This window comes from Bradyrhizobium amphicarpaeae (assembly GCF_002266435.3).
Classification (GTDB): Bacteria; Pseudomonadota; Alphaproteobacteria; order Rhizobiales; family Xanthobacteraceae; genus Bradyrhizobium; species Bradyrhizobium amphicarpaeae.
This window is the reverse complement of sequence record NZ_CP029426.2, coordinates 6,697,159-6,723,929: the sequence shown is the minus strand read 5'-3', so window position 1 is coordinate 6,723,929 and position 26,771 is coordinate 6,697,159. Positions and strand designations below refer to the sequence as shown.

26 protein-coding genes and 1 tRNA gene are annotated in these 26,771 nt (G+C 66.1%); 17 read left to right on the top strand and 10 right to left on the bottom strand.

Annotated features, from left to right (window positions below; genetic code table 11):
- The first annotated feature begins 53 nt into the window (after positions 1 to 53).
- The 3 genes from CIT40_RS31585 (at position 54) to CIT40_RS31575 (ending at position 4,086) form a co-directional block, all read left to right on the top strand.
- Complete coding sequence (locus CIT40_RS31585; RefSeq protein ID WP_094893168.1) at positions 54 to 1,190, top strand: 2'-deoxycytidine 5'-triphosphate deaminase; 1,137 nt, start codon at positions 54 to 56, stop codon at positions 1,188 to 1,190.
- Between the two features lie 231 nt (positions 1,191 to 1,421).
- The gene (locus CIT40_RS31580) at positions 1,422 to 2,474 is read left to right on the top strand and encodes a hypothetical protein (protein WP_094893167.1); all 1,053 of its coding nucleotides are present in this window, start codon (positions 1,422 to 1,424) and stop codon (positions 2,472 to 2,474) included.
- A 166-nt stretch (positions 2,475 to 2,640) separates the two neighbouring features.
- Entirely contained in the window at positions 2,641 to 4,086 is a 1,446-nt protein-coding gene (locus CIT40_RS31575) for an MATE family efflux transporter (RefSeq protein ID WP_094893166.1), read from the top strand.
- On the opposite strand, the gene CIT40_RS31570 is transcribed toward CIT40_RS31575, so the two are convergent.
- The 5 genes from CIT40_RS31570 to CIT40_RS31550 all read right to left on the bottom strand — a co-directional run bounded on the left by CIT40_RS31570 (position 4,083) and on the right by CIT40_RS31550 (position 7,075).
- Positions 4,083 to 4,562, bottom strand: a complete 480-nt coding sequence (locus CIT40_RS31570) for a hypothetical protein (protein WP_094893165.1) — start codon at positions 4,560 to 4,562, stop codon at positions 4,083 to 4,085. The two genes, CIT40_RS31575 and CIT40_RS31570, sit on opposite strands and share 4 nt — an antisense overlap.
- Positions 4,563 to 4,691: 129 nt before the next feature.
- Positions 4,692 to 5,093, bottom strand: a complete 402-nt coding sequence (locus CIT40_RS31565; RefSeq protein WP_094893164.1) for an SRPBCC family protein — start codon at positions 5,091 to 5,093, stop codon at positions 4,692 to 4,694.
- Positions 5,094 to 5,230: 137 nt separating this feature from the next.
- Complete coding sequence (locus CIT40_RS31560) at positions 5,231 to 5,590, bottom strand: VOC family protein (RefSeq protein ID WP_162307769.1); 360 nt, start codon at positions 5,588 to 5,590, stop codon at positions 5,231 to 5,233.
- Positions 5,591 to 5,646: 56 nt separating this feature from the next.
- Positions 5,647 to 6,486, bottom strand: a complete 840-nt coding sequence (locus CIT40_RS31555; protein WP_094893162.1) for a helix-turn-helix transcriptional regulator — start codon at positions 6,484 to 6,486, stop codon at positions 5,647 to 5,649.
- 10 nt (positions 6,487 to 6,496) lie between these two features.
- Positions 6,497 to 7,075: a methylated-DNA--[protein]-cysteine S-methyltransferase gene (locus tag CIT40_RS31550; protein WP_094893161.1), complete on the bottom strand. Its 579-nt coding sequence runs from the start codon at positions 7,073 to 7,075 to the stop codon at positions 6,497 to 6,499.
- A 173-nt stretch (positions 7,076 to 7,248) separates the two neighbouring features.
- Between CIT40_RS31550 and CIT40_RS31545 the strand changes: the two genes are divergently transcribed.
- Positions 7,249 to 7,322 (top strand) — tRNA-Gly (locus tag CIT40_RS31545).
- A 131-nt stretch (positions 7,323 to 7,453) separates the two neighbouring features.
- Here the strand turns inward: CIT40_RS31545 and CIT40_RS31540 are convergent.
- Positions 7,454 to 8,083 (bottom strand): PRC-barrel domain-containing protein, encoded by a 630-nt coding sequence (locus CIT40_RS31540; RefSeq protein ID WP_244611880.1) that lies wholly within the window; start codon positions 8,081 to 8,083, stop codon positions 7,454 to 7,456.
- Positions 8,084 to 8,427: 344 nt separating this feature from the next.
- On the opposite strand from CIT40_RS31540, the gene CIT40_RS31535 reads away from it, so the two are divergent.
- From CIT40_RS31535 to CIT40_RS31500, 8 genes are all read left to right on the top strand, one after another.
- Entirely contained in the window at positions 8,428 to 9,468 is a 1,041-nt protein-coding gene (locus tag CIT40_RS31535; protein ID WP_094893160.1) for a LacI family DNA-binding transcriptional regulator, read from the top strand.
- 66 nt (positions 9,469 to 9,534) lie between these two features.
- Positions 9,535 to 10,989 (top strand): xylulokinase, encoded by a 1,455-nt coding sequence (gene xylB, locus CIT40_RS31530; protein WP_094893159.1) that lies wholly within the window; start codon positions 9,535 to 9,537, stop codon positions 10,987 to 10,989.
- Positions 10,990 to 12,312: a xylose isomerase gene (gene xylA / locus CIT40_RS31525; protein WP_094893158.1), complete on the top strand. Its 1,323-nt coding sequence runs from the start codon at positions 10,990 to 10,992 to the stop codon at positions 12,310 to 12,312.
- A gap of 12 nt (positions 12,313 to 12,324) precedes the next feature.
- On the top strand, positions 12,325 to 13,083 hold the full coding sequence (locus tag CIT40_RS31520) for an ATP-binding cassette domain-containing protein (protein WP_094893157.1): 759 nt from the start codon (positions 12,325 to 12,327) through the stop codon (positions 13,081 to 13,083).
- On the top strand, positions 13,083 to 14,165 hold the full coding sequence (locus tag CIT40_RS31515) for an ABC transporter permease (RefSeq protein ID WP_162307768.1): 1,083 nt from the start codon (positions 13,083 to 13,085) through the stop codon (positions 14,163 to 14,165). The genes CIT40_RS31520 and CIT40_RS31515 overlap by 1 nt, the downstream gene beginning before the upstream one ends.
- Positions 14,166 to 14,259: 94 nt before the next feature.
- Complete coding sequence (locus CIT40_RS31510; RefSeq protein WP_162307767.1) at positions 14,260 to 15,192, top strand: sugar-binding protein; 933 nt, start codon at positions 14,260 to 14,262, stop codon at positions 15,190 to 15,192.
- Positions 15,193 to 15,299: 107 nt separating this feature from the next.
- Positions 15,300 to 16,277, top strand: a complete 978-nt coding sequence (locus tag CIT40_RS31505) for an aldo/keto reductase (protein WP_094893154.1) — start codon at positions 15,300 to 15,302, stop codon at positions 16,275 to 16,277.
- Between the two features lie 3 nt (positions 16,278 to 16,280).
- Positions 16,281 to 17,132: an amidohydrolase family protein gene (locus CIT40_RS31500; protein WP_094893153.1), complete on the top strand. Its 852-nt coding sequence runs from the start codon at positions 16,281 to 16,283 to the stop codon at positions 17,130 to 17,132.
- Between the two features lie 154 nt (positions 17,133 to 17,286).
- Here CIT40_RS31500 and CIT40_RS31495 read toward each other — a convergent pair whose 3' ends face one another.
- Positions 17,287 to 18,516, bottom strand: a complete 1,230-nt coding sequence (locus CIT40_RS31495) for an ABC transporter substrate-binding protein (protein WP_162307766.1) — start codon at positions 18,514 to 18,516, stop codon at positions 17,287 to 17,289.
- Positions 18,517 to 18,631: 115 nt separating this feature from the next.
- Positions 18,632 to 19,558, bottom strand: coding sequence for a class I SAM-dependent DNA methyltransferase (locus tag CIT40_RS31490; RefSeq protein ID WP_094893151.1), 927 nt, complete (start codon positions 19,556 to 19,558; stop codon positions 18,632 to 18,634).
- 134 nt (positions 19,559 to 19,692) lie between these two features.
- Here CIT40_RS31490 and CIT40_RS31485 point away from each other — a divergent pair, with 134 nt between their 5' ends.
- The 5 genes from CIT40_RS31485 to CIT40_RS31465 all read left to right on the top strand — a co-directional run bounded on the left by CIT40_RS31485 (position 19,693) and on the right by CIT40_RS31465 (position 25,085).
- Positions 19,693 to 20,730 (top strand): ligase-associated DNA damage response exonuclease, encoded by a 1,038-nt coding sequence (locus tag CIT40_RS31485; protein ID WP_094893150.1) that lies wholly within the window; start codon positions 19,693 to 19,695, stop codon positions 20,728 to 20,730.
- Complete coding sequence (locus CIT40_RS31480; RefSeq protein WP_094893149.1) at positions 20,727 to 22,388, top strand: cisplatin damage response ATP-dependent DNA ligase; 1,662 nt, start codon at positions 20,727 to 20,729, stop codon at positions 22,386 to 22,388. Before CIT40_RS31485 ends, CIT40_RS31480 begins: the two co-directional genes overlap by 4 nt.
- Positions 22,389 to 22,695: 307 nt before the next feature.
- A complete protein-coding gene (locus tag CIT40_RS31475; RefSeq protein ID WP_018320831.1) occupies positions 22,696 to 23,001 on the top strand; it encodes a DUF6460 domain-containing protein in 306 nt (101 codons plus the stop codon).
- A gap of 21 nt (positions 23,002 to 23,022) precedes the next feature.
- Positions 23,023 to 23,757, top strand: coding sequence for an MBL fold metallo-hydrolase (locus CIT40_RS31470; protein ID WP_094893148.1), 735 nt, complete (start codon positions 23,023 to 23,025; stop codon positions 23,755 to 23,757).
- Positions 23,758 to 23,759: 2 nt separating this feature from the next.
- Positions 23,760 to 25,085 carry an MATE family efflux transporter gene (locus tag CIT40_RS31465; RefSeq protein WP_094893147.1) on the top strand — a complete coding sequence of 442 codons (1,326 nt, stop codon included), beginning with the start codon at positions 23,760 to 23,762 and terminating at the stop codon, positions 25,083 to 25,085.
- 151 nt (positions 25,086 to 25,236) lie between these two features.
- Here the strand turns inward: CIT40_RS31465 and CIT40_RS31460 are convergent, their stop codons facing one another.
- Together CIT40_RS31460 and CIT40_RS31455 are read right to left on the bottom strand one after the other, a co-directional pair.
- Positions 25,237 to 26,334, bottom strand: a complete 1,098-nt coding sequence (locus CIT40_RS31460; RefSeq protein WP_094893146.1) for a quinone-dependent dihydroorotate dehydrogenase — start codon at positions 26,332 to 26,334, stop codon at positions 25,237 to 25,239.
- A complete protein-coding gene (locus tag CIT40_RS31455) occupies positions 26,331 to 26,675 on the bottom strand; it encodes a DUF952 domain-containing protein (protein WP_094893145.1) in 345 nt (114 codons plus the stop codon). Before CIT40_RS31455 ends, CIT40_RS31460 begins: the two co-directional genes overlap by 4 nt.
- Between the last annotated feature and the right edge of the window lie 96 nt (positions 26,676 to 26,771).

The window sequence follows — 26,771 nt, the reverse complement described above, 5'->3', positions numbered from 1 at the left end:
GTCAAGGCGTCCATCGGATAGCCGTAAAAGACTTGTATTTCCGGCATGTCCGGATGCATCTGACCCCCGATGAGGACTCCCGGTTGACGTTCACGGTCGCGCCCGACGCCAATGGTATCCTGCCCGACCGCATGATCGCGGCGATGGCGGCGGCGGGGCTGATCCTGCCCGCCTATGATTTCGTCGAGAGCCAGATCCAGCCGGCGAGCCTCGATCTGCGTCTCGGCGACATCGCCTATCGCGTCCGCGCCAGCTTCCTGCCCGGCCCAGGCGCCACCGTCGCCGAACGCATCGACGAATTGAAGCTGCACGAGTTCAGCCTCGCCGACGGCGCGGTGCTGGAGACCAACTGCGTCTACATCGTGCCGCTGCTGGAGAGCCTGGCGCTGCCGCCGGAGATCGTCGCGGCCGCGAACCCGAAAAGCTCCACCGGCCGGCTCGACGTCTTCACCCGCGTCATCGCCGACGGCACCCGCCGCTTCGACATGATCGGCGCCGGCTATCACGGCCCGCTCTATGCCGAGATCAGCCCGAAGACGTTTCCGGTACTGGTCAGCGAGGGCTCGCGTCTCAGCCAGGTGCGCTTCCGCACCGGCGACGCCATCCTTAATCCCGACGAACTCGATGCCCTGCATGCCGCCGAGCGCCTCGTCGACATCGACGACGCCGATCTCTCGGGCGGCGTCGCAGTCTCCGTCGATCTCTCCGGCGAAAAGTCAAACGGCTTCGTCGGCTACCGCGCCAAGCGGCACACCGGCGTCGTCGACGTCGATCGTCGCGCCGGCTATTCCGTCGATGACTTCTGGGAACCGATCTCGGCCCGTCCCGACGGCAGCCTGATCCTCGATCCCGGCGAGTTCTATATCCTGGCCTCCAAGGAAGCCGTGCAGGTGCCGCCCGACTACGCCGCGGAGATGGTGCCGTTCGATCCGCTGGTCGGCGAATTCCGCGTGCACTATGCCGGATTCTTTGATCCCGGCTTCGGCTATGCCGGCGCGGGCGGATTGGGATCGCGCGCGGTGCTCGAGGTGCGCTCGCGCGAAGTGCCGTTCATCCTCGAGCACGGCCAGATCGTCGGCCGCCTCGTCTACGAGAAGATGCTGGCTCGTCCCGACGCGATGTACGGCCAGCGCATCGGGTCGAACTACCAGGCCCAGGGGTTGAAGTTGAGCAAGCATTTCCGGGTGTAGCGCCGCCATCTCCTGCTGCCACAGTCGCCACCGTCATCCTGAGGTGCGCGCTCTTGCGCGCCTCGAAGGATGGGCCGCGAGTGCCTGTGGCCCATCCTTCGAGGCTTCACCTCGCGATGCAAGCGCATCGCAAGGCTCGCACCTCAGGATGACGGCTGAGATTGTGGCTGGTTGCGCCTCTCTGTCAGCGATGACACACTCCCGCAAAACAACAAGCCGGGAGCGAAACCAATGACCGCCGCAAGTGATGCCGCGCAGGAAGCCCAATGGGCACGCTGGCGCGCGGTCGCCGATCTCTATCACGCTTACTTCACCGGCCTCATCCTCACCGTCGTTACGCGGCGCGGCACCGCGGATGCCGCCGAGTTCGTCTTCCGCGTGTTCCGCCGCCAGCAGCAGGAGCGCTTTCTGCCGGGGCTGAAGAAGCTCGGGATCGATCATCTGCCGCCGGCGGTGGCGGCCGCGCAATATCATTATCTCTCCAACTGGATCGGCGGCGTGCATGTCGAATACATGTATGAGAGCGACGCCAAGGCCTGGATCCGTTATCCGCCGCCGCGCTGGATCTGGAAGGGCACCGCGATCTGCGGCGTACCGGGCGAGGTGAGCCGCGCGATGCTGCGCGGATGGCACGCCAATAACGGCGCAGCGCTCGGCGATCTCAGGCTCGGCTTCGTCTGCACCAAGCAGAGCGTCGACGGCCAGGACGGACTCGAAGGCTATTATCACCAGTACGACCATCCGCTCGAGCAGGACCAGCGGCTCGTGTTCGCGCGCCACCTCGAAGCGCCGTTGTTCGATGCGAAGACCGCGCCGGCTCTGCCGGTTGCGAGCTGGCCGAGACCGCGGCTGGAAAAAGCCTATCGCAATTACGCGATGGAATATGTCCGCACCGCCGCGCCCGTCATGGTGCAGCTGTTCGGACCGGAGGATGCGAGCTATCTGCTGCACCTCACCGGCAAGCTGATCGGCATGCAATATTTCGACGAGGTCGCCTCCGCACTGGCGATGCGCCGCGGCGGCGCGAATGAATTCGCCGCGTTCCTGGATGCGTTGTTCGCCGCGCAGGATGACGTCGCCGAGACCACGCAATCCGAAGGCACGTTCGAACTCCGCCAGCAGAGCTGGAAGCTGATGGACGACGTCGCCGACTATCACCCCGCTTGCGCCAGGGTGCTGGAGGGATTGTTCGAAGGGCTCGCGGCCGGATGCGGGCGGCATATCGGCGTGCATATGCGCCCGACGGCAGGAGGGCGGCCGCCGCTGGTCTGGACGATCGGGTAAATTCTCCCTCTCGAAATGCGCTGCCGCAGGGCACGCCTGCATCCGGCGCAGGAGGAATCGCTCCGCACCGTGCTACCAAGCCTCACCGCGTCCTATGCGCGAACAAATTGATTGCCACACCTAAGCATTGCCGCGCCGCAACCGGCGCTCGTGCCCCGGAGAGAAAATGTCCGACATCGCCGAAATCCCGGTCGATGAACAAGAGCGTCCGCTGCCGCCGCCTCCGCGGCCGGTGCGAAGCGCGCTTGTCGACGGGCCGATCCTGCGCACGCTGCTCTCCCTCGCCTGGCCCAACGTGATCGCGCTCTCGGCCGGCACCTGCACCGTGATCGCGGAGACCACCTATATCGGCCGGCTCGGCGTCGAGGCGCTGGCGGCGATGGCGCTGGTGTTTCCAACCATCATCCTCACCATGACGATGTCGGGCGGCGCCATGGGCGGTGCGGTCGCGTCCGCGATCGCTCGCGCGCTCGGCGCCGGGAACCGCGAGCGCGCCGGCACGCTCGCCATGCATGCAATCCTGATCGGCATCAGCTTCGGCCTTGTCTTCATGCTGGGCATGCTGATCTTCGGACCGCGCGTGCTGGAAATGCTGGGCGGCCGCGGCGATGTGCTGACGCATGCGGTTGCCTACACCCAGGTGTTTTTTGGCGGCGCCGTGCTGCCCTGGCTGCTCAATACCATGGCCGGTGTGCTGCGCGGCACCGGCAACATGAAGCTGCCGTCGTTCCTGATCCTCAACTCGGCGGCCTGGCAGATCGTGCTCGGCGGCACGCTCGGCCTCGGGCTCGGGCCGGTGCCGCAGTTCGGCATGCGCGGCGTCGCCGCCGGCGCGCTGATCGCCTATTCCATGAACATCTGCATCATGGGCTGGTACCTGTTCTCCGGCCGCGCCCGGGTTACTCCGAAGCTGCGCGGCCTGCGGATTCAATGGGCGATGTTTTTCGATATCCTGAAGGTCGGCGCCGTCGCCTGCTTCTCGCCGCTGCAATCGGTGTTGACGATCTCGATCTTCACGCACATGCTGGCGCAGTTCGGCACCGCCATCCTCGCCGGCTACGGCATCGGCGCGCGGCTGGAATTCCTGCTGACCTCGATCGCGTTCTCGTTCGGCATCGCCTGCGTGCCGATGGTGGGGATGGCGATCGGCGCCGGCAACATCGCGCGCGCACGGCGCGTCGCCTGGATCGCCAGCGTTGCCGCTTTCGTGGCCGTCGGCGCGCCGGCGTGCGTCGTTGCGATATTTCCCGATCTCTGGATCAACATCTTCACCGACAGCGCGGCCGTGCGCGCGGCAAGCCATCAATATCTCTCGACGGTCGGGCCGTTCTATGCGTTCTTCGGCATTGCGACGGTGATGTACTTCTCCTCGCAAGGCGCGGCCAAGGTGATCGGGCCGGTGCTGGCGCAGACGGCGCGGCTGATCTACATCTCGGCAGCCGGCTGGTGGCTGTCGACGCATGAAGCCACCGCGCAGAGCTATTTCTGGCTGGCCGCGAGCTCGATGGTCCTGCTCGGCCTGCTGTCGTCCTCCAGCGTCCTGCTGACGCGCTGGGGTCCGCGCGCGAGCAAGCCCGCAATCAGGCCGGCGCTTTCAGGCGCCGCCGATTAGCGATGCTTGTGGCGGCGATGGCCGCCGCCGCCGACATTGGCGAGCCGCATCAGTTGCGGGATCATCGCCATCATGTCGCCGCCTCCGGAGCCGCCGATCATGCCCATGATGTCGCCGCCGCCAACGCCGCCATATCCGGCCGGCATGGTGCCGCCACCGATCGGGGTGTAGCCGCCGTAATTGGGGGCGCCGAAACCGCCGCCGAGCGTGCCGCCGCCCATCATGCCACCAAGCCCGCCGCCGCCATTCTCCATCATGCGGCTCATCATCGGCCCCATGGTTTGCATCATCATGGCGAAGCGACGCTTGCCCATCTTCGCCTTCATCATCTCCAGCATCGGCGCCATCTGGGTCATCATGTCCTCGCCGCCGGCACCTCCGCCGCCGAGGAACTGCGCCTTCGCCGGCGAGCTCGCGACCGAAAACAGCAGCAGAACCGCGGCTGCCTGGCAAATCACCTTGTCCGCACCTCGCATGGCATGCTCCTCGCGTCTCGTGGCGCCGCCGGGAGCGCGGAGCCGAACGGACGCACGCCGCGATGGTTACGGCCGGCGAGGGCGGAGTTCTGTGAGAAAACTCACAGAGGCGCAGCGCGTCGACCGCGGCTAGGCCGCAGCCGGCGGAAACGCTTTATATATCGCAACGACGGCCTCCTTGGTCTGTCCCTCGACATAGGCTGCAAGCTCGTTCGGTAGCATGTCGATGATCCACACCAAACGGCATTTCCGCTCGCCGTCGGCGATCACCTGCACCGAGGCGCTGTAATGCTTCAGCCGCTCGTTGTTGATGGCATAGACGAGGCGCTGCCGCGCGTCGTCGCAATCGACCAGGATCTCGCGCGCCACCGAACCGTTGGCGAAGGTGACGATACGCGCATCGGCCTCGAGCGTGCAGGCGGTGACGAAGCCGGGCGCCAGCCGCTCGTGCAGCGCGCCGAAATCGCGCACCGCATCCCAGACGTCGCGCGCTGGGGCATTGAGAGGAATGTCGGTGTGGATGGAGGCCATGTTACTTCCTATGATGTGGAGTTCGTAGGGTGGGCAAAGGCGCGCTGTTCGCGCGCCGTGCCCACCATTTATCGACGCTGTCGCACGCGACGGTGGGCACGCTACGCTCTGCCCACCCTACGAGATCTTGCTAGGACTCACGCGCAAACCGCCTCGATATTGTTGCCGTCCGGGTCGATCAAAAACGCGGCGTAATAGGTCGGGCTGTAATCCTTGCGCGGCCCGGCGCCGCCATTGTCGCGGCCGCCGCTCTTCAGGCCTTCGCTGTGAAACGCCTTGACCGCGTCATGATCTCCGGCGCGGAACGCAATGTGCGCGCCGTCGGCCTTGCGGCCCTTGTTCAGGTGCAGCCACAGCGCCGGCTCGCCCTTCGGCCCGAAGCCGGCATAACCGTCGCCGCTGGAGCACAGCACGTAACCGAGCGGCGCCAGCACTGCGGTGTAGAAGCGCGTCGCGGCGTCGAGATCGGCAACGCGAAGCCCGATATGGTCGTACATGGTCGTCTCCATCTGCAAAGCGCGCCGAAAATGGCGCGCGCCGGAGACGACCCTAGTCAGTTGAGCGCAAGCCGCTCTTGGAGAATCTTGCGCTCCCCCTTCGAGGCCTGCCGAAACCTGGTCGGCGACACGCCGGCAGCGCGGTGGAAGGTGCGGACGAAATTGGAGAGATCGCCGAATCCGACGTCATAGGCGACATCGGTGACCGCGATGTCGTCATCGGTGAGCAGCCGCGCGGCGTGGCGCAGCCGCGAGCGCACCAGATATTGATGCGGGGTGACGCCGAGCACGCTCGAGAACAGCCGCAGGAAATGGAACGGGCTGAGGCCCGCCTGCTTTGCCGCCTGTTCGAGATCGACCTCTTCATGCGAGTTGTCGTCGATCCACAGCGCGGCCTCGACCGCGCGGCGGCGGTCGCGCGCGGTCGGCGTGGCCGGCTTGCGCGCCTTGCCGGAAACGACATCGACAAAGCGGCCGGCGAGGATCTGGCCGACTTCGTCGAGGCCGATGTCGCTGTTGCCATCTGCCGCCGTCTGGGCGAGCTCGCCCAGCACCATCAATTCGGGCAGCGGGGGCGTGGCGCCGACCTGCCAGCTCTCGCGCCGCCCGCCGAGGGCGTCGACCAGGTCCGCGCCGAGGAAGAACGACAGGCAGACATCGCCGCTGACGTGCTCATGCGTGCAGGTGTATTCCTCGCCGGGCGCGCCGACCAGCATCGAGCCCGCCACCAGCTCGAAGAAACCGGCGCGGCAATGGCAGCCAAAGCTGCCCGAGCGGACATAGGCGATGGAATGCCCGGTGCGGCATTCGGCGAATGGCGCGTCATCCGGCCCCGCATCGCAGCGAAACTCGGAGACGGTCATCGAGGGGGTCGTCAGCAGTGTGGTCGCGTCCATGCCGCCTTATCTAGGTGGACGGCCTTGGCGGAGCAACGGGCAGCAGCACCTCGAACAGCGTCTTGCTGGCGACGGGATGGGCGCCCTCCAGCGCCAGCAGCCGCCGTTTGGAGATCACTCCGCCATAAGGCGAGAGCCGGTCGGTGTAATTGCCGGCCTCCAGCAGACGGTGGCAGGGCACGATCAGCATATAGGGATTTTTGGCGATCGCCTGTGCCACCGAATGGGCCGCGCCTGAAGCGCCCAGCGCCTTGGCGACCTCGTGATAGGTGCGCGTCTCCCCGCGCGGAATGGAGCAGGCGAACTCATAGACGCGCCGGTTGAAGCCGGGCACCCCGCCGGCATCCAGGCCGACCTCGGAAAAATCGGGATCGTTGCCCTGCAGCAGGCTCACGATGCCGTCGATCGCAAGCTCGGCATTGTCGGAGGGGCGCTGCTCGCGCGCCTCGGGATGGACCGCAAAGATGCGGCGGCGGGTGTCGATCTCCCGCGCCTCCGGCAATTGCACGGCGACCACGCCGGTGCTGCTCCAGATGATGCCGCAGCGCCCGATCGCCGTGTCGAATATCGAATAGCCACGCTCCACCATGCACACGCCCCACTCAGTGCACGTTTCTCCCAGACACGGGATCATAACACCGCCACAATCCGGCGCACCTGGAATCTTACTGGGGCGTTAACAACCAGCCGGCCGGCTGCGCCAAACCGCTTGGCGCGCGGCGCCGTCTCGGCTAATCAGGAGGCACGCGAGCTTGCGCGTCCGCGGGCGTAGTTCAATGGTAGAACGGCAGCTTCCCAAGCTGCATACGAGGGTTCGATTCCCTTCGCCCGCTCCAACAAGCCCTCCGCTCGACCAAAATGATGCTTGCGCCGCGTTCGCTGCCGCCGCGGCGAACGAGAGGCCCCGGTGGCCCGGGGCCTCTCGCGAGGCCGGACATTGGAGGAGAGGAACGCCGGCCCTCGGCGGCTAGGTCATGCTTCCGGCCCAGCGGCCGCTATACTTGAACTCGGGCGCCGATTTGAGCTGGTCAGCCGTGGCATTCATGCCGGCATGCCATTTGTTGTCCTTGTAGGTGACACGAATGGCCGACGGCGAGACGGCGACGTAATGTTCTCCCATTCCCAGGAAGCCGCCGACCGACAGGATGTAGGCGTTGGCGTGGCCGCTCTGGTCGAGCGCGATGTCCTTGATGGTCCCGATATCCTTGTTGTCGTTGTTGTAGACGTCGAGCCCGATGAGCTTCGATGCGAGATCGTCGCTCTGTTGGACGGTGACGTAGTCGCCCGCAGTGCCGGGCCGTGCCGCGTTGGAGTTGGCGTCTGCAGCGGTCTGGTGGGTGTCGTTGACGGTGATCATTTCGGCGAAATGATCCGGCCCGATCGACATCCGCACCGGGTTTCCATCGGCATCGACCGCCTGAACGTCGAACGACGTCGGGGCCAACCTGATATCCTTGTACCCGGATTGTTGCAGCGTCTGCATCATGTCCTGTCGGACGTTGGTCGTTCGCGCGGCGTCGTCGTTGTTGGAAGCAGCCCAGGCCGCTGAGCCCAGAGCGATCGTAGCCGTGGTAGCAAGTAAGACAGCAACACGCATCGTGCGTCTCCATTTCATTCGAATGTCGATCCTGCCTTCGCAGAAACAACGTCACGGAAAATCACCGGTTGCATGAAACTTTGATTAGGTTGGAGCGTGCGCGTCACGGCGAGCGGCAACGTTCGATCGCGTGATCACACTGCTCGATCATCACGTCACGGCGGCGCAGAACAGCTGGCATCCGGCAGCGCGCATGCGCTCGATCCGGCGGCCTTTGTGCGCGCGACATCGCCTTCCAAAGGGGCGACTGAAGGAACTGCGGCGTAGCTGGTGCCCCGGGGTCCGTTGCGGTCGACCCTCAAAATGAGTTGCGTACCTCAAAACACCTCTGCTAACCTTCAGTCATGGCCGAGACCCTCACCACGACGGCGCTGACGCTGAAGGACATCGCCCGCGAGGCGGGCGTCAGCCTCGCGACGGTCGATCGCGTGCTGCACAACCGGCCGGGGGTGCGGCCGGACACGGTGCGGCGCGTCAAGGCGGCGATCGAGCGCAACGCGTTCCAGCCGCATGTCGGCGCGGCCGAGCTCGCCCGCGGCCGCGCCCGGCGCTTCGCCTTCGTGATGCCGTCGGGGCCGAACCCGTTCATGCAGCAGATCGAAGCCTATCTCGGCGAGATGTCGGCCTGGCTCTCGGTTCGCCGCATCAATGTCGAGATGGTCGCAACCGACGTGTTCGACCCGACGGTGCTCGCTGCCTCGCTGGAGGCGCTGTCGAGCGATTACGACGGTGTCGCAATGGTGGCGCTGGATCATCCCAGCGTCCGCGCCGCGATCGACGATCTCGTCGATGCCGGCACCAAGGTGGTGACGCTGGTATCCGACGTGCCGTCGTCGCGCCGTCACCATTATGTCGGCATCGACAACATCGCTGCGGGGCGCACCGCCGGCGCGCTGGTCGGGCGGCTGGCCGGTCAAAAGTCCGGCAAGGTCGCGATCGTCGCGGGCTCGCAGGGCCTGCGTGACCATGCCGAGCGCATCTTCGGCTTCAACCAGGTGATGGCGTCGGAATTCCCCGGGCTCAGCGTGCTGCCGGTGCTGGAAGGGCGCGACGAGGACGATCGTTCGGAACAGGTGCTGGCGCGCCTGTTGGGCAAGCATCCCGACATTGTCGGCCTTTATAACGTCGGCGCGGGCACGCAAGGCGTCGCCAAAGCGTTGAGCGAAGCTGCTCGCGACAAGGTGGTGTTCGTCGGTCACGACGTCACCGTGCTGACGCGGCGGTTGCTGCTGCAGGGCGTGATGGATGCCGCGATCTCGCAGAACCCCGGACATGAAGCGCGCGCCGCGGTGCGCGTGCTGCTCGCACTTGCCCGCGGCGAGCCGATCCTGCGCGAACAGGAGAAGATCAGGATCGACATCGTGATGCGGGACAATCTGCCCTAGCGCGGCGGCTCCGACGGAGAACGCGACGTCAAGATCGCGCCTCGCAATGAACAAGGAGGAAACGAAGTGTATCTCGGACTGGACATCGGCACGTCCGGCGTGAAAGCGGTGCTCGTGAGCGAAGCCGGCGCGATTCTCGCGACGGCGGCGCGCGAGCTCGCGCTGTCGCACCCGGCGCCGCTGTGGTCCGAGCAGGATCCCGATTCCTGGGTCGAGGCCGCGATCAGCGCGGTCGACGATCTCGCCGCGCGCCATCCGCGCGAGGTGGCGCGGGTCGGCGGCATCGGCCTGTCGGGCCAGATGCATGGCGCGACGCTGCTCGACGAGGACGGACGGCCGCTGCGTCCGGCGATCCTCTGGAACGACGGCCGCTCGCAGGCCGAATGCGCCGTGCTGGAGCAGCGTTGCCCCTCGCTGCACGCGATGGCCGGCAATCTGGCGATGCCCGGCTTCACCGCGCCGAAGCTGTTGTGGGTCGCGCGCCATGAGCCGAAGATCTTCGCGCGAATCGCAAAGGTGCTGCTGCCCAAGGCCTATGTGCGCTATCGCCTGACCGGCGAGATGGTCGAGGACATGTCGGATGCGGCCGGCACGCTGTGGCTCGATGTCGGCCTGCGCCGCTGGTCGCCTCTGTTGCTGCATGCCACTGGGCTCGATCTCCACCACATGCCGCGCCTCGTCGAAGGCAGCGCCGTGAGCGCGGTGCTCGGGCCGGAACTCACGCAGCGCTGGGGCATGGCGAAGGATGTCGTCGTCGCCGGGGGCGCCGGCGACAACGCCGCGAGCGCGATCGGGCTCGGTGCCATTGCGCCAAGCGATGCGTTCCTGTCGCTGGGAACGTCCGGCGTGGTGTTTCGCGTCACCGACCGGTTCGCCCCGGCGCCCGAAACGGCAGTGCATGCGTTCTGCCACGCACTGCCGGGCCTCTGGCACCAGATGGGCGTGATGCTCTCGGCGGCGGCGTCGCTGGCCTGGCTCGCCGGTGTGATGGAGACATCGGCCGCAGCGCTGCTGGCGCCGCTCGGCGAGCGCGTCGATGGGCCGAGCCCGATCAAATTCCTGCCCTATCTCGACGGTGAGCGCACGCCGCACAACGATGCTGCCGCCAGCGGCGCCTTGGTCGGCCTGCGCGGTGCGACCGGGCGGATGCAGATCGTCCAGGCCGTGCTCGAAGGCGTCGCCTTCGCCGCGCGCGACAACCTGGCGGCCCTGAGCGCCGCGGGCGGGCCGATTGCCGAGCTCGATCTCGTCGGCGGCGGCTCGCGCTCGCCGCTGTGGGCGCAGATCTGCGCCGATGTGCTCGGCATTCCCGTCCACCGCGTCGTGGAGGGCGAGGTGGGGGCGGCGCTCGGCGCCGCCAGGCTCGGGCGGCTCGCTGCGACCGGCGAGAAGCCCGCTGCGGTCTGCACCCGCCCGCGGCGGCTCGCGAGCTTCACGCCCCGCGCATCCGTCACGGAAGCTTATGACGAGGCCTATCGGCGATGGCGCGAGCTTTATCCCGCATTGAAGGAGTGCCCCTAAGTGAACGCGCCAGCCAAATTCTTCGATGCGGATGCACCCGTCGCCTTCGTCGGCAAGGACGCAGCACAAGCGCCCGCGTTCCGCTGGTACGACAAGGATCGCCTCGTGCACGGCCGCAGGCTGGAGGACCACTTGCGCTTTGCGGTCTGCTACTGGCATTCGTTGTGCTGGCCGGGCGGCGATCCGTTCGGCGGCGAGACGTTCCTGAGGCCGTGGCACCAGGGCGGTGACGCGATGGCGCAGGCGCGGGCCAAGGCCGACGTCGCGTTCGAGCTGTTCCGGCTGCTCGACGTGCCGTTCTTCACCTTCCACGACGTCGACGCGGCGCCGGAAGGCGCTTCGCTCGCGGAGTCGGTCGCCAATCTCAACGCGATTGCGGATCTGTTCGAACAAAAGATGGCCGCGGCAAAAGTGCGCCTGCTCTGGGGCACCGCGAACCTGTTCACGCATCGCCGCTACATGGCGGGCGCGGCGACCAATCCGGACCCGGAGATCTTCACCTATGCCGCCGGCCAGGTCCGCGCCGCGCTGGAGGTGACGCACCGGCTTCGTGGCCGGAACTACGTGCTGTGGGGCGGGCGCGAGGGCTACGAGACGCTGCTCAACACCGATCTCAAGCGCGAGCTCGACCAGCTCGGCCGTTTCATCTCGCTGGTCGTCGAGCATAAGCACAAAATAGGCTTCAAGGGGCCGATCCTGATCGAGCCGAAGCCCAAGGAGCCGACCAAGCATCAGTATGATTTCGACGTCGCCACCTGCTACGGCTTCCTCGAACGCTACGACCTGCTCAACGACGTCAAGCTTAACATCGAGCAGAACCACGCCATCCTCGCCGGCCATTCCTTTCATCACGAGGTCGCGCTGGCCGAGGCGCTCGGCGTGTTCGGCTCGCTCGACATCAACCGCGGCGACGATCTGCTTGGCTGGGACACCGACCAGTTCGCAATGAACGTCCCGGAGCTCGCGCTGGTGTTTCACGAGATGCTGAACCGCGGCGGCTTCACCTCCGGCGGCCTCAATTTCGACGCCAAGATCCGGCGGCAGTCGATCGACCCCGATGATCTCATCCATGCCCATGTCGGCTCGATGGATGCCTGCGCGCGGGCGTTCCTCGCCGCCGCCGACATGGTCGATGCCGGCGCCCTCACGGCGCCGCTGACTGAACGTTACCAGGGATGGGCTGGGCCGGAGGGGCGCGCCATTCTCGGCGGCCAGCGTTCGCTCGCCGATCTCGCCGACCGCGCGCTTGCGCCCGGCTTCGACCCTCAGCCGCGCTCGGGCCGGCAGGAATATCTGGAATCCCTGGTCAACCGCTATGTCTGAACGAGGTTGCTGATGGCAAACGCTGACGCGGCACCGGTGCTCGAGCTGACCGGGATCGGCAAGGAGTTCGGAGCGATCCGCGCGCTGCACGGCGTCGACATGCAGGTCATGCCGGGCGAGGTGGTCGGCCTGATGGGCGACAACGGCGCGGGCAAGTCGACGCTGGTCAAGATCATCGCCGGCAATTTCCGGCCCAGCCACGGCGAGATCCGCTTCGCCGGCAATGCGGTCCATTTCAGCCGCCCTGTCGATGCCCGCGCGGTCGGCATCGAGGTCGTCTACCAGGACCTCGCGCTATCGGACAATCTCACCGCGGCGGCCAACGTGTTCCTCGGTCGCGAGTTGAAGCGCAAATTCGGGCCGATCGCGCTTCTCGATCACAAGGCGATGGCGGCGCGCGCGCTGGAGCTGTTCGGCGAGCTGCGCTCGGAGACGCGCCCCGACGACCTCGTCAAGCAGATGTCGGGCGGCCAGCGCCAGGCGGTCGCGATCGCGCGGACCCGGCTGTCCAACGCGCGGCTGGTGATGATGGACGAGCCGACCGCCGCGATCTCGGTCCGCCAGGTCGAGCAGGTGCTCGGCCTGATCCACCGCCTCAAGGAGCAGGGCGTCGCCGTGATGCTGATCTCGCACCGCATGCCCGACGTGTTCGCGGTGTGCGACCGCGTCATCGTCATGCGCCGTGGCGAGAAGCGGGCCGACAAACCGATCCGCGAGACCTCGCCGGAGGAAGTCACAGCCCTCATCACCGGTGCGAAGGAGGCGGCGTGATGGCCATGCCCATGGAATCTTCCGTGATGTTCTCGAACGTCGGCAAGACGAAATGGTGGCAGCGCGGCATCTTCGCCTCGCAGACCGGCTACGTCCTGCTCGCGCTCGCGGTGCTGCTGGTGATCATGCATTTCGCCAGTCCCTATTTCTTCACCGAAGGCAACATGCAGAACGTGGCGAAGAACTTCTCGTTCATCGCCATCGCCACGCTCGGCGTCACCTTCGTCATCATCACCGGCGGCATCGACCTGTCGGTGGGGTCGATGATGTGCTTCTCGGCCATGATCACCTCGATGGTGATGACCGAGCTGTCGGCGCCGGGCTCGCCTGCAGGCGCCTTGTTCGTGCACATGGCGGCCGACGGCAAGACCGTGATTGCCAACGTTCCCGGCCTGATCCTGCTGGTCTCGATCCTCGCCGGGCTCGGCGTGGCGCTGATCGCGGGTCTCGTCAACGGCTTCTGCATCGCGGTGCTCGGCCTGTCGCCCTTCGTCACCACGCTCGGCATGCTCTCGATCGTGCGCGGGCTCGGCTATGTCGTCTCCAACGGCCGCGGCAGCTTTCCCGGCGGGCCGGACGCGGACCGTTTCTACGCGCTCACCTCGGGCGACGTGCTCGGCGTGCCCGTGCCTTTCATCTATCTGATCGTCCTCGCGCTGACGATGGCGGTGGTGCTGCATCACACCTCGTTCGGGCGCCACGTCTTCGCGCTCGGCGGCAACGAGAAGGCCGCCGAACTCACCGGCATCCCGGTCGTGCGGGTCAAGATCGAGGTCTACGTGATCTGTGCCCTCGCAGCAGGCCTGCAGGGCATCATCATCTCCGGATGGCTCGGATCGGCGCCGGCCAACATGGCGACGTCCTACGAGCTCAACGTGATCGCGGCGGCCGTGATCGGGGGCGCCAACCTCGCCGGCGGCATCGGCGGTCCGCTCGGGGCCATCGTCGGCTGCGTGCTGCTTGAGGTGATCCGCAACGGCCTCGTGCTGGCGCAGGTCTCGTCCTACTGGCAGCAGACGCTGGTGGGCGTGATCATCATTCTGGCCGTGCTGGTCGATCGTATCCGCGCGCGGATGAGCTGAAATGATTTCGCTTTGGGAAGATAAATAAATTGCTGCCTGTCCGCTTCCCGGGCGCTTTCGAGAGGATAGGCACCAAACAAGGGTGGAGGAGACGATGAGGAAATTTTTTCTGGCAGGCATCGCAATTGCGATGATGGCCACGCCGGCATTCGCCGCGAACTACCGCTTCGTGATCGTGCCAAAGGCGATGAACAATCCGTTCTTCGACTTCGCGCGCGACGGCTGCCTGAAGCGTGCCAAGGAGCTCGGCAACATCGAGTGCATCTACAAGGGGCCGGTCGAGCACGAGCCGGCGACGCAGGCCCAAATCATCCAGGACTTCGTCACCCAGAAGGTCGACGGCCTCGCCATCTCGGTCGCCGACGTCGCGGCCATGACCAAGTCGATCGAGGCGGCGAGCGCGGCCGGCATTCCCGTCATCACCTTCGATGCCGACGCGCCCGGCTCCAAGCGCATCGCCTATATCGGCACCAACAACAAGGAGTTCGGCGTCGCGCTCGGCAAGCAATTGCTGAAGATGCGCCCTGACGGCGGCAAATACGCCATGGTCTCGGGCGGCCCCGGCGCCAAGAACCTCGCCGAGCGTGTCGACGGCGTGCGCGAGGCGTTGAAGGGCTCGAAATGGACCGAGGTGGCGGGCTCTCCGACCTTCTGCAACGACGATCCCGCGCTCGCTGTGCAGCAGATGACGGATATGCGCACCGCGACACCCGATCTCGCCGCCATCGTTCCGATCGGCGGCTGGCCGATGTTCGCGCCCGAAGGTTTCAAGGCCTTCGCCTCTCGGTCCAAGAAGGACATCGATTCCGGCAAGTTCACGCTGGTGGTCGCCGACACGCTGAAGATGCAGCTCGAACTGCTGCGCGACGGCTATGCCAATGCGCTGGTCGGCCAACGTCCGTTCGAGATGGGCGAGAAGGCGATGGACACGCTGCTCGCCGTCAAGAAGGGCGAGAAGGTGCCGGAGATCGTCTACACCGGCCTCGACCTCGTGACCAAGGACAACGTCGCGCAGATGTTGAAGTAGGAGCACCGCCAGCTCCGAGTTCCTTCGAACCTCTCCCGCTTGCGGTTTCCGCGAGCGGGAGAGATGATTTCGACTGCTGGAATGAAGACTGCTGGAAGGCAATGGGAATGAAACGCTCGCGGCTCGGCTCGCTCGACGTTACCTCAATCGGGCTCGGTTCCGCCCCGCTCGGCGGATTGTTCGCCCCCGTCAGCGATGCCGACGCGGAGGCGACGGTCGCGCGCGCCTGGTCGCTCGGGGTGCGCTTCTTCGATACCGCGCCGCTCTACGGCTTCGGCCTCGCAGAACGGCGGCTCGGCGCATTCCTGCGGCAGCAGAAGCGCGACTCCTACGTCATCTCGACCAAGGTCGGCCGTCTGCTGCGCGCACCGGATGACGGCGCCGCCGAGGACGAGCATTACAAGGGCACGCCGCGCGAGCGGCCGGTGTTCGATTTCAGCCATGACGGCGTGCTGCGATCGGTGGAGGAGAGCTTGGGAAGGCTCGGGCTCGACCGTATCGACGTCCTGCTGGTGCACGATCCCGACGATCATTATGACGACGCCGTCGCCGGTGCTTTCCGCGCGCTCCAGCGCTTGCGCAGTGAGGGCACGGTCAGTGCGATCGGCGCCGGCATGAACCAGTCGGAGATGCTGGTCCGCTTTGCCGAGTCCGTGCCGGTCGACTGCTTCCTGCTCGCCGGGCGCTACACGCTGCTCGATCAGGGCGCGCTGGATGCGCTGTTTCCGCTCTGCACGGCGAAAGGCATCGGCATCCTGCTCGGCGGCATCTACAACAGCGGCATCCTCGCCAATCCGCATGCCGGCGCGAAGTTCAACTATCAGGATGCCGATGCGGCGCTGGTTGCGCGGGCGCTGGAGCTGGACGCGCTCTGCCGCAGGCATGGCACCGAGCTGAAGGCCGCCGCACTGCAGTTCTGCATGGCGCATCCGGCCGTCACGGTCGCCGTGATGGGCGCGCGCAACGCCGTGGAAGTCGCCGACAACATCGCGATGTCGGAGACAACGGTGCCGGTTGCCGTCTGGCAGGAGCTGCGGGCGCGAAACCTCGTCGATGCCCGGGCGCCGCTGCCGGGTGGAGCGTAAGGCATGATCATCGACGCCCACCAGCATTTCTGGGACCCGGCGCGTGCCGACTATCCCTGGATGGCAGCGGACGAGCTGACGCCGATCCGCCGCGCCTTCGGTCCCGACGATCTTGCGCCGCTGCTGAAGGCGAACGGCATCGACGCCAGCATCGTGGTGCAGTGCCGCTCTGCGCTGGAGGAGACCGAGGAATTTTTGCGCATTGCGCACGAAAATCCCTTCGTCGTCGGCGTGGTCGGCTGGGCTGATCTGACGGATGGTTCGCTGGGCGACACGCTGGATCGGCTTCGCGCCTCACCCGGCGGCAGCAAGCTGGTCGGAATCCGCCACCAGGTCCACGACGAGGCCGATCCCGATTGGCTGCTGCGCGAGGACGTCCGGCGCGGTCTCGCTGCGGTGTTCGCGCGCGGTCTCGCCTACGACTTCCTCGTCCGCGCCCGCGAACTGCCCGCCGCGATCGCCACCGCGCAGGCCTTCCCGCAGGCGCGCTTCGTGCTCGACCACGCGGCCAAGCCGCCGATTGCGGATGTCGGCAGCACCGAATGGGCCGATCTTATCAAGGCGCTCGGCGCTTGCGGCAATGTCTGGTGCAAGATCTCCGGGCTTGCGACCGAGGCAGTCTGGAACGACTGGGATGCCGATCGCCTGTTTCCGTTCGTCGCCCACGCCGCCAAATGTTTCGGCGAGGACAGGCTGATCTTCGGCTCGGACTGGCCGGTGTGCCTGCTTGCGGGAAGCTATGGCGAGATCAAGAGCGCGCTGGAGGCCTGCCTAGCGAGGCTTGGGCCACGAGTGCGGGACAAGGCGTTTGGCGTGAATGCCGCGGCGGCGTATCGGCTGGCGGTCGCGAGTTAGTTGTGCTCTCCTTTTTCTGCTTGAGAGCAGGCGATCGCATATGAACGTTTAGCCGAGGCCGTCATGCCCGGGCTTGTCCCGGGCATCCACGTTCTTCGTGCCGCGTAGAATGGCGTGGATGGCCGGGACAAGCCCGGCCATGACGATGTGGGTGCTATTCCGACATCGGCTTGTCGGAGATATCCCAGTCCTTGCCGGTGAAGGTGGAGATGAAGAGCGTCTTCATCGGTGTGTAGTTCTCGGGCGTGTAGCTGTAGGTGACGCCGTCGAGGAAGTAGGGCGAGTGGAAGCCTGCCAGCGTCGAGGCCTGCTTCAGCACGTTGGCGCGGGTGAGCTCGTCGCCGCAGCGGCGCAGGATCTCGCCCATGGTCACGGCCTGGCCGTAGCCGGCGAAGGCGATGGTGTTGTCCTGATCGATCGCCGGCGTGTACTTCTTGCGCAATTCCTCGAACGCCATGACGTCTGGGTCCTTCTCCCATTTGGGCAGGCCGACCTCCTTGTTGTAGCGGATGGCGACGATGCCGGCGGCGTTATCGAGGCCCGCGGCATTGAGGATCGAGCGGCCGGTCGAGCCGGCGGACAGAAGCTGCAGCGGCTTCCAGCCGAGTTCGGCGACTTTTCGGATCGACTGCGACGAGGCTTTGCCGGTCGAGATGTTGTAGAAGACGTCGGCGCCGGACTTCGAGAGATTGATGAGCTGGGAATCGACCGTGGGATCGGTGAGATCGTAGGTCTGCTCCATGATCACCGATGCGGTGCCGCCGGCGTCGGCCAGCACCTTCTTGAAGGGTCCCAAGAAGTCACGGCCGAAATCGTCGTTCTGGTAGAGGATGCCGACCTTGGCGTTCGGCTTCACGCTGACGACGTGGCGCGCCAGGATGCGCGCCTCGGTCGGATACAGCGGGAGGCCCGCCATCGTCCATTTGAACTCTTTGGGGTTATTCCACTTCGACGCGCCGGTGTTGAGCAGCAGCTGCGGCACGCCCTTGGAGTTCAGATATTTGTGCACAGCGGTCTGCGGCGCGGTGCCGAGCGAGCCGTACAACGCGAGCACCTCTTCCTGTTCGACCAAGCGCCGCGTCGCCTCGACGCATTTCGGCGCGCTATAGGCGTCGTCCATGGTGAGGAACTTGACCTTGCGTCCGTTGATGCCGCCCTTCTCGTTCAGCATCTGGAAATAGGCTTCGCCGATGCGCCCCAACACGCCGTAGAGCGAGCCGGGGCCGGAATGCGGGACGGTCTGCCCGATCTTGATCTCGGTGTCGCTGGCGCCCGCGTCGTATTTCTTCTCCGCGGCCCAGACATAAGGCGCGGGCAAGGTGGATGCGGCGATGGCGGCAAGCGCGGCGGCGCTGAAATCGCGCCGCGATGGATTCCTGGTCATTTTTGTTTTCTCCCTAATGCGCGCATTGTGCTGGCAGGGCCGCACGGCTCGCAAGTGGGAAGTCATCGCTTTGCGACGCAATGACGCTTAAATCTCAAGGCATTAGCGCCTAGACTCAAGTTTTCTCGGCGACGACGACGAGGCCGCGCACCGGCTCGTTGTTCTCGATGCGCGGCGAGGCCGGCTGCAATGTCAGGAGCTTCAATCCGGTCCTGACGAGCGCGCTCCGCACATATTCCGCTGCATGGGCATAGCGCAGGCCTTCTCCGAGAATGATGCCGCTGCCATCGTGGGTCTCGAGCGTGAAAGCAAGCACGCCGCCCGGCGCAAGCACGCGCTTTGCTTCCGTCAGCACCGGCGCGAGATCTGACAGATAGACAAACGCATCCGCCGCAACGATCAGGTTTGCGCTTCCTTGGGGCTTGCCTTGCAAGCCCTCGATCATGTCGGCGATTTCGAGCTCGGCATAGAGACCCGTCGCGCGCGCCTCCTTGATCATGCCGGGAGAGAGATCGATCCCGGTGAAATGATCGACCTGCCTGGCGAAGGCGGCCGCCGCAAGCCCGGTGCCGCAGCCGAGATCGATGGCGCGCTTGAAAAGAGCCGGCTTCCTGGCGGCGACGCGCACGGCGATCACCGCCTTGAAGATCAGGGACGGCGCGCGATAGTCGAGATCGTTGACGAGCACATCCTCGAAATGCGGCGCATATTGATCGAACAGGGCCTGCACATATGCCTTCGGCATCTCGGAGAGTTGCTCGTCCCCGAGCCGGATCAAACGCAGGCTGGCGCCGTGCTGGTCCTGCGGGTCGGCCTCGCGCGCTTTCCGGAAGGCTGCGATGGCCTTGTCGCGCTCGCCGAGTTCCTCGCGGATTTCGCCCAGCGTGAACCACGCCGATGTGAAATTGGGCGCGAGCTCGAGCGCCTGCTCCAGCAGGTCGGCGGCGGCGGGCAGATCGCCCTTGAGCTGGAGGTCGCGGGCGAATTCGAAGCGGCGGTCGGCAATCAGATCGCCGGAGGACTGGAACAGACGCAGGGGCATGGAGGAACCAGTTCGTCATTGCCGGGCTTGACCCGGCAATCCATCAAAAAAGGAACTCTTTAGGACGATGGATGTGCGGGTCAAGCCCGCGCATGACGGCTTAATTTGGAGCGGCTCCTTCCTATATCACTCGCATGCGTCCACAAGACATCCTGCTGCCGGCTGCTGCCGGCCTGTGCTGCAAGCCCGGCGGCTTCCATATCGACCCCGTCCGTCCGGTCGAGCGGGCCGTGATCACCCACGGCCACTCCGACCATGCCCGCCCCGGCCATGGCGCGGTGCTGGCGACGCAGGAGACACTGGACATGATGCGGTTGCGTTACGGCGAGAATTTTGCCGGATCGACGCAAGCGATCGGCTACGGCGACGAGATCCGGCTGGGCGACGTCAAGGTCAAGTTTCACCCGGCCGGCCATGTGCTCGGCTCGGCGCAGGTCGCGGTGACCTGCAAGGACACGTGCATCGTCGCCTCCGGCGACTACAAGGATGCGCTAGACCCGACCTGCACGCCGTTCGAGCTGGTGCAATGCGACGTCTTCATCACCGAGGCGACGTTCGGGCTGCCGGTGTTTCGGCATGGCGATGCTGCCGACGAGGTCAAGAAGCTGCTCGCCTCCGTCGCGCTGTTTCCCGAGCGCGCACATCTGGTCGGCGCCTATTCGCTCGGCAAGGCGCAACGCGTCATCAAGCTGCTGCGGCAGGCCGGATACGATGCACCGATCTATCTGCATGGCGCGATGGAGAAGATCACCGATTACTATCAGAGTCGCGGCATCGATCTCGGCGAGCTCAGGCCGGCGAAGGGCGTGAAGAAGGCGGCGCTCGCCGGTACCATCACGCTGGCTCCGCCCTCGGCAACCTCCGATCTCTGGACCCGGCGCTTTCCCGATCCCGTCACCGCGTTCGCCTCGGGCTGGATGCGGGTGCGCGCCCGGGCGCGGCAGCGTGGCATCGAGCTGCCGCTGGTGATCTCCGACCACGCCGATTGGGACGGCCTCACCGCCACCATCGCCGCGACCGGTGCCGGCGAGATCTGGGTCACGCACGGCCAGGAAGATGCGCTGGTGCATTGGTGCAAGTCGCGAGGCCTGCAAGCGCGGCCACTCGATCTCGTCGGCTATGGCGACGAGGAGGAGAACGAGACGCCAGCCTCCGACGAGGCCGAGGCATGAACCGCTTCGCCGAACTGCTCGACCGTCTCGCCTACGAGCCCGGCCGCAACAACAAGCTGCGGCTGCTCACCGGCTATTTCCGCGAGGTCGGCGATCCCGACCGCGGCTATGCGCTGGCCGCGCTCACGGGCGCGCTCAGCTTCAAGCACGCCAAGCCGGCGTTGATCCGCGACCTCATCGCGTCGCGCACCGATCCGGTGCTGTTCGGGTTGAGCTACGACTACGTCGGCGATCTCTCGGAGACCGTGGCGCTGATGTGGCCGAAGGCCGATCTCGCCGCTCACAACAACCCGCCGCCGCCCAGCCTCACCGAAGTCGTCACTACGCTGCGTACGCTCGGCAAGACCGAGTTACCGAAGCAGCTCGAACGCTGGCTCGACGAGCTCGATGAGACCGGCCGCTGGGCGCTGCTGAAGCTCGTCACCGGCGCGCTACGTATCGGCATCTCGGCACGGCTGGCGAAGACCGCGGCGGCGGCGCTCGGCGACAGGGATCCGCATGACATCGAGCTGATGTGGCCCGGCCTTGCACCGCCCTATCTCGACCTGTTCGCCTGGCTGGAGGGCCGCGGCGACAAGCCTGTCAACCGCGACCCGGCGCCGTTCCGGCCCGTGATGCTGGCGCATGCGATCGAGGACAGCGATTTCGCTGCGCTCGATCCGGCCGAGTACATCGCCGAATGGAAATGGGACGGCATCCGCGTGCAGGCCGTGGCGGGGCGCGAGGAAAGCGGCCACATCACGGCCCGGCTCTATTCGCGCACCGGCGAGGACATCACGGGGAGCTTTCCGGATCTGGTGCCGTCGCTGCGCCTGCCGGGCGCGATCGACGGCGAGCTTCTGATCCTGCGCGAGGGGCGGGTGCAGAGCTTCAACGTCCTGCAACAGCGGCTCAACCGCAAGATCGTGTCGCCCAAGCTGATCAAGGAATATCCGATTCATCTGCGCGCCTACGATCTGCTCGGCGACGACGAGAACGATCTGCGCGAGCTGCCGTTCGCCGAGCGGCGCGAACGGCTGGAGGTCTTCATCGGGAAGCTCGGTGATCCCCGCATCGACCTGTCGCCGACCGTGCCCTTCGCAAGCTGGGAGGCGCTGACGGCCGCGCGCGCCGATCCGGCGAGTGCCGGCGCCGGCGAGGATGCGGATGCCGTCGAGGGTGTCATGCTGAAGCGGCGCGATGCGCTTTACCTGCCCGGACGTCCCAAGGGCCAGTGGTGGAAGTGGAAGCGCGATCCGCACATCATCGACGCCGTGCTGATGTATGCGCAGCGTGGTCACGGCAAGCGCTCGTCCTATTATTCCGATTACACATTCGGCGTCTGGACTGCAGGCGGGGGCGGTGACGAACTGGTGCCGGTCGGCAAGGCCTATTTCGGCTTCACCGACGAGGAGTTGCTGCAGATCGACCGCTTCGTCCGCCGCAACACCACGGAAAAGTTCGGCCCCGTCCGCCACGTCGTGCACGAGGGCGACAAGGGGCTGGTGCTCGAAGTAGCGTTCGAGGGCCTGCAGCGCTCGCCGCGCCACAAATCCGGCGTCGCCATGCGCTTCCCCCGCATCAGCCGCCTGCGCTGGGACAAGCCGCCGCGCGAGGCGGACCGGTTGGAAACGCTGGAGCGGATGTTGAAGACGGAGGTGGCGGAGAGTGAGGCGTGAAGGCGATGAGTCTCGATTGCCGCCACGATTGCGGTGCGCTCCCTCGCCCGCTTGCGGGAGAGGGTGGGGGAGAGGGCTGCTTCCGCATTGGGACAATCCCCAAGAGGAGATAGCCTCTCCCGTGCCTTCGGCGCGACCTCTCCCGCAAGCGGGAGAGGTTTGGGAGCCTGGGGCGCCACCGATGCCACCGCTCCAGGGCCCTCGCCCGCCCCAATTAAACTCCGGTAACCCGATTGACGCTCGCTTGCGGGTTCCCCATCTGCCTCGCCGTGCCCTATAATGGGTCGAATCCGCTGAGGAGTTTGAGATGGTCCAAGACGTCAGAGATTTGCCGGCCGGCCGTAACGATGGGCTGAACCGCTTTCTCGGCGGCTCGCCGCTGGCGGTCGCATTTCGCCTGGTCCTGCTCTCGATCCTGGTCGGCGTCGTGCTCGCCGCGATCGGCTTCGATCCCTGGAACATCCTCACCAGCATCCGCCTGTTGTTCCAGCGTCTGTGGGATCTCGGCTTCGACACCATCAACTGGCTGTGGCGCTACTTCCTGCTCGGCGCGGTCATCGTGATCCCGATCTGGCTGCTCTCGCGCGTGTTCGGCACGCCGCGCGGCCGGTGAGATTTTGAAGGTCCGCAGCCGATGCAACTCCGTTTCGTCGGCTGTGGCGACGCGTTCGGTTCCGGCGGCAGGCTCAACACCTGCTTCCACGTCTCGGGGCGCCAGGCCAACTTCCTGATCGATTGCGGCGCGTCGGCTCTGCCGGCGCTGAAGCGTCTGGAGATCGAACGCAGCGACATCGATCTCATCCTGATCACGCATTTCCACGGCGACCACTTTGCGGGGCTGCCTTTTTTTCTACTCGACGCCCAGTTTTCGCGGCGGACGCGGCCGTTGACGATCGCAGGCCCGCAAGGCATCGAGCGGCGGCTGCGTGAGGTGATGGAAGCGCTGTTCGAGCACTCCTCGACGACAAAGCAACGCTTCGAGGTCGACGTCGTCGAACTCGCGCCCGAGCAGAGCCGGACTTTCGGCGCCGTGACGGTCACGCCCTATCCCGTGGTGCACGGCGAATCCGGCGGTCCCTTCCTCGCCTACCGCGTCGAGGCCGAGGGCCGCACGCTCGCCTACAGCGCCGATACCGAATGGACGGAGACGCTCATTCCGCTGGCGCATGGCGCGGATCTTTTCATTGCCGAAGCCTATATGTACGAGAAGGTGGTGAAGAACCATCTCAGCCTGAAGACCCTGGAACAGCATCTGCCGGCGATCGGTGCGAAGCGGCTCGTCCTCACCCATATGAGCGACGACATGCTGTCGCGCCTCGATATGCTGCCTTACATGGCGGCCGAGGACGGCATGGTCGTCGTGTTCTGACCATGCACGCGCCCGTCCATCCCAACGTCGGCACCCGCCAAGTGTTCGCCATCGCCGGCCCGGCGATGGTCGCGAACCTCACCACGCCGCTGATCGGCGTGGTCTCGACCACGGCGATCGGCCGGCTCGATGATGCCGCCCTGCTCGGCGGCGTCGCGATGGCCTCGGTGATGTTCGATTGCCTGTTCTGGCTGTTCGGCTTCCTGCGCATGAGCACGCTCGCCTTCACCGCGCAATCGCTGGGCGCGGGCGACACACACGAGCCGAGCGCGATCCTGGCGCGCGGCTTCATCGTTGCCGGCCTGATCGGCGCCGCGCTGATCCTGCTGCAACTGCCGCTCGCTGCCGTGCTGTTCGATCTGATGGGCGGCAGCGAGGGTGTGACGCGGGCCGCGAACACCTACTTCAAGATCCGGATCTGGTCGTCGCCGTTCGCGCTCGCCAATTACGTCATCCTCGGTTGGCTGATCGGCCAGGCCCGCGCCAATTCGGCCTTGTTGCTTCAGGTCGGCATCAACCTCGTCAACATGGCGGCGACGATCCTGCTGGTGCTGGTCTACGACACCGGCATCGCCGGTGCCGCGATCGCCGCGCTGGTGTCGGAGGCGGTCGGCTTCGCCCTCGGCGTGCTCGTCTGCCGGCATTATGCCGATGGCGGCTTTGCCGTGCCGTATGCGACCCTGCTCGATCGCGACAAGCTGTTGCGGTTGCTGGCGGTGAACACCGACATTTTGATCCGCACCGCAGCGCTGATCGCCGTGTTCCTGTTCTTCACCGCCAAGGGCGCGCAGGCCGGCGACGTCACGCTGGCCGCGAACTCCGTGCTCAACAATTTCCTGCTGGTCAGCGCCTTCTTCCTCGACGGTCTCGCCAACGCCGCACAGCAGCTCTGCGGCCGCGCCGTCGGCGCGCGCGATGCAAAAGGCTTTGCGGATTCGACCCGGCTGGTGCTGCTGTGGGGCCTCGGCTTCGCGCTGGTGGTGTCGGGACTGTTCGCGCTGTTCGGGCCCGCCCTGATCGATGTCATGACGGCGAGTGACGAGGTCCGCCGTGCCGCGCGCGAATTCCTGCCGTTCGTCGTGCTCGCGCCGATCCCCGGTGTGTTCGCCTTCGGCTTCGACGGCATCTATATCGGCGCGACCTGGGCGCGCGAGATGCGCAATCTGATGCTGGCTTCGCTGCTGATCTTCTTCGCCGCCTGGTGGGCGCTGCAATCGCTCGGCAATGCCGGGCTCTGGTGCGCGCTGATGGCCTCCTACCTCTCGCGCGGCGGCTTGCAGGCCGCGAGGTATCCGGCGCAATTCAGGAAGACGTTTTCGAGACCGTGACGATCGTGTCCCGGACGCGCTGCAGCGTGAAACGCTGCTGCGCAGAGCCGGGACCCATCTCGCATCGAACTCGCTGTGACATGGGCCCCGGCTCTGCAGCGCACCACGCCGAAGACGGCGCGCTGCGCTGCGTCCGGGGCACGAACGCCCCTCACATCCCCGGCCAGTCTTCCGCGGTGAGTGTCGCGGCATCGGCGCCGACGATCTCGGACAGGGAGTCCCGTCCCGTCCGCAGCAGCGTCGAGGTGAGATCGCGCTTGATCTCGTCGACGAGGCCGAGGCCCTTGTAGATCAGCGACGAATAGAGCTGGATCAGGCTCGCGCCGGCGCGGATCTTGGTCAGCGCGGCACCGCCCGAGTCCACGCCGCCGACGCCGATCAGCGGGAACGCGCCTTCGACGCGCACATAGGTCTCCGCGACCATCCGCGTCGACAGACGGAACAGCGGCCGGCCGGACAGGCCGCCTTGCTCCTTGGCGCGCATCACCTCGCGCAGCGTGCTCGGCCGTGCGATCGTCGTGTTCGACACGATCATGCCGTCGACCCGGCGCGAGCGCGCCACCTGCACGACGTCGTCGAGTTGGGCAAGGCTCAGATCCGGCGCGATCTTGAGCAGCACCGGCGTGTCGCCGGCCTTCTGCCTGACACGCTCGCGGGCGTCGATCACCCTTGCGAGGAGATCGTCGAGCAGGGCGCCTTCCTGCAGATTGCGCAGGCCCGGCGTGTTCGGCGAGGAGACGTTGACGGTGAAATAGCTCGCGACCGGCGCAAAGGTCTCGATCAGCTTGACGTAATCGGCGACGCGGTCCGGCGAATCCTTGTTGGCACCGACATTGACGCCGACGATGCCGCCGTGCTGCGCGCGCGCGGCGAGCCGGCGCAACGCGACATCGGCGCCGTCATTGTTGAAGCCCATGCGGTTGACGACGGCCTCGTCGCGCTCCAGACGAAACAGCCGCGGCCGCGGGTTGCCGCTCTGCGGCTTCGGCGTCACCGAGCCGATCTCGACGAAGCCGAAACCGAGCCGCAGCAGCGCATCCGGCACCTCGGCGCTCTTGTCGAAGCCCGCGGCCATGCCGATCGGATTGGGGAAGTTGAGCCCGAAGGCGCGCATCGCGAGCTTGGGATCGTCAGCGCGGGGCTTGGCCGGCGGCAGGAAGCGCAAGCCCTGGATCGCGAGGCGATGGGCGTCTTCCGGATCGAGCCAGCGCAGCACCGGCAGCGAAAAGGCGTCGAAAGCGCGGATCACGGCAGCAACTCCGGAGTGTCGTGGCCGCCGTCGGAGCGCATGTTGAGGTTCGCCACCGACAGCACCGCGCCGAAATCGAGCTCGCCATAAAGATGGGGAAACAGCTCGTCATTGCGCGAGCGCTCCCAGCGCAGCGCGCTGCCGAGCACCTCGCCGTCAACCTCGACCAGGAACAGCGCGCGCTGGCCGAAATAATGCTTGCGCAAGGTCTCGGGAACCTGGGCGGCGGTGGAGAAATGGATGAAGCCGTCGCGCGCATCGTCCGCGCTGCCCCGGTAGACGCCGTGCCGTTCCGCCTCGCGCCAGGCCGAGGCCGGACAGATTTTGTAGATCTTGACCACCGCTACCGGAGCCCTTGAGTTTATTTGGTTTTTTCGCCTCTTGCGGGTCTTGAAACCCGGGCGCGACCGTAAAGGCCACACCTCTCGAACTCAAGC

Coding starts and splice junctions, on each gene's coding strand:
- CIT40_RS31570 (WP_094893165.1), bottom strand. CDS start 4,562: ATGCGAGGTGCGGACAAGGTGATTTGCCAGGCAGCCGCGGTTCTGCTG.
- CIT40_RS31580 (WP_094893167.1), top strand. CDS start 1,422: ATGACCGCCGCAAGTGATGCCGCGCAGGAAGCCCAATGGGCACGCTGG.
- CIT40_RS31520 (WP_094893157.1), top strand. CDS start 12,325: ATGGCAAACGCTGACGCGGCACCGGTGCTCGAGCTGACCGGGATCGGC.
- CIT40_RS31505 (WP_094893154.1), top strand. CDS start 15,300: ATGAAACGCTCGCGGCTCGGCTCGCTCGACGTTACCTCAATCGGGCTC.
- CIT40_RS31560 (WP_162307769.1), bottom strand. CDS start 5,590: ATGTACGACCATATCGGGCTTCGCGTTGCCGATCTCGACGCCGCGACG.
- CIT40_RS31475 (WP_018320831.1), top strand. CDS start 22,696: ATGGTCCAAGACGTCAGAGATTTGCCGGCCGGCCGTAACGATGGGCTG.
- CIT40_RS31500 (WP_094893153.1), top strand. CDS start 16,281: ATGATCATCGACGCCCACCAGCATTTCTGGGACCCGGCGCGTGCCGAC.
- CIT40_RS31555 (WP_094893162.1), bottom strand. CDS start 6,486: ATGGACGCGACCACACTGCTGACGACCCCCTCGATGACCGTCTCCGAG.
- CIT40_RS31575 (WP_094893166.1), top strand. CDS start 2,641: ATGTCCGACATCGCCGAAATCCCGGTCGATGAACAAGAGCGTCCGCTG.
- CIT40_RS31465 (WP_094893147.1), top strand. CDS start 23,760: ATGCACGCGCCCGTCCATCCCAACGTCGGCACCCGCCAAGTGTTCGCC.
- CIT40_RS31510 (WP_162307767.1), top strand. CDS start 14,260: ATGAGGAAATTTTTTCTGGCAGGCATCGCAATTGCGATGATGGCCACG.
- CIT40_RS31540 (WP_244611880.1), bottom strand. CDS start 8,083: ATGCGTGTTGCTGTCTTACTTGCTACCACGGCTACGATCGCTCTGGGC.
- CIT40_RS31485 (WP_094893150.1), top strand. CDS start 19,693: ATGCGTCCACAAGACATCCTGCTGCCGGCTGCTGCCGGCCTGTGCTGC.
- CIT40_RS31480 (WP_094893149.1), top strand. CDS start 20,727: ATGAACCGCTTCGCCGAACTGCTCGACCGTCTCGCCTACGAGCCCGGC.
- CIT40_RS31490 (WP_094893151.1), bottom strand. CDS start 19,558: ATGCCCCTGCGTCTGTTCCAGTCCTCCGGCGATCTGATTGCCGACCGC.
- CIT40_RS31470 (WP_094893148.1), top strand. CDS start 23,023: ATGCAACTCCGTTTCGTCGGCTGTGGCGACGCGTTCGGTTCCGGCGGC.
- CIT40_RS31515 (WP_162307768.1), top strand. CDS start 13,083: ATGGCCATGCCCATGGAATCTTCCGTGATGTTCTCGAACGTCGGCAAG.
- CIT40_RS31565 (WP_094893164.1), bottom strand. CDS start 5,093: ATGGCCTCCATCCACACCGACATTCCTCTCAATGCCCCAGCGCGCGAC.
- CIT40_RS31495 (WP_162307766.1), bottom strand. CDS start 18,516: ATGACCAGGAATCCATCGCGGCGCGATTTCAGCGCCGCCGCGCTTGCC.
- CIT40_RS31535 (WP_094893160.1), top strand. CDS start 8,428: ATGGCCGAGACCCTCACCACGACGGCGCTGACGCTGAAGGACATCGCC.
- CIT40_RS31585 (WP_094893168.1), top strand. CDS start 54: ATGCATCTGACCCCCGATGAGGACTCCCGGTTGACGTTCACGGTCGCG.
- CIT40_RS31550 (WP_094893161.1), bottom strand. CDS start 7,075: ATGGTGGAGCGTGGCTATTCGATATTCGACACGGCGATCGGGCGCTGC.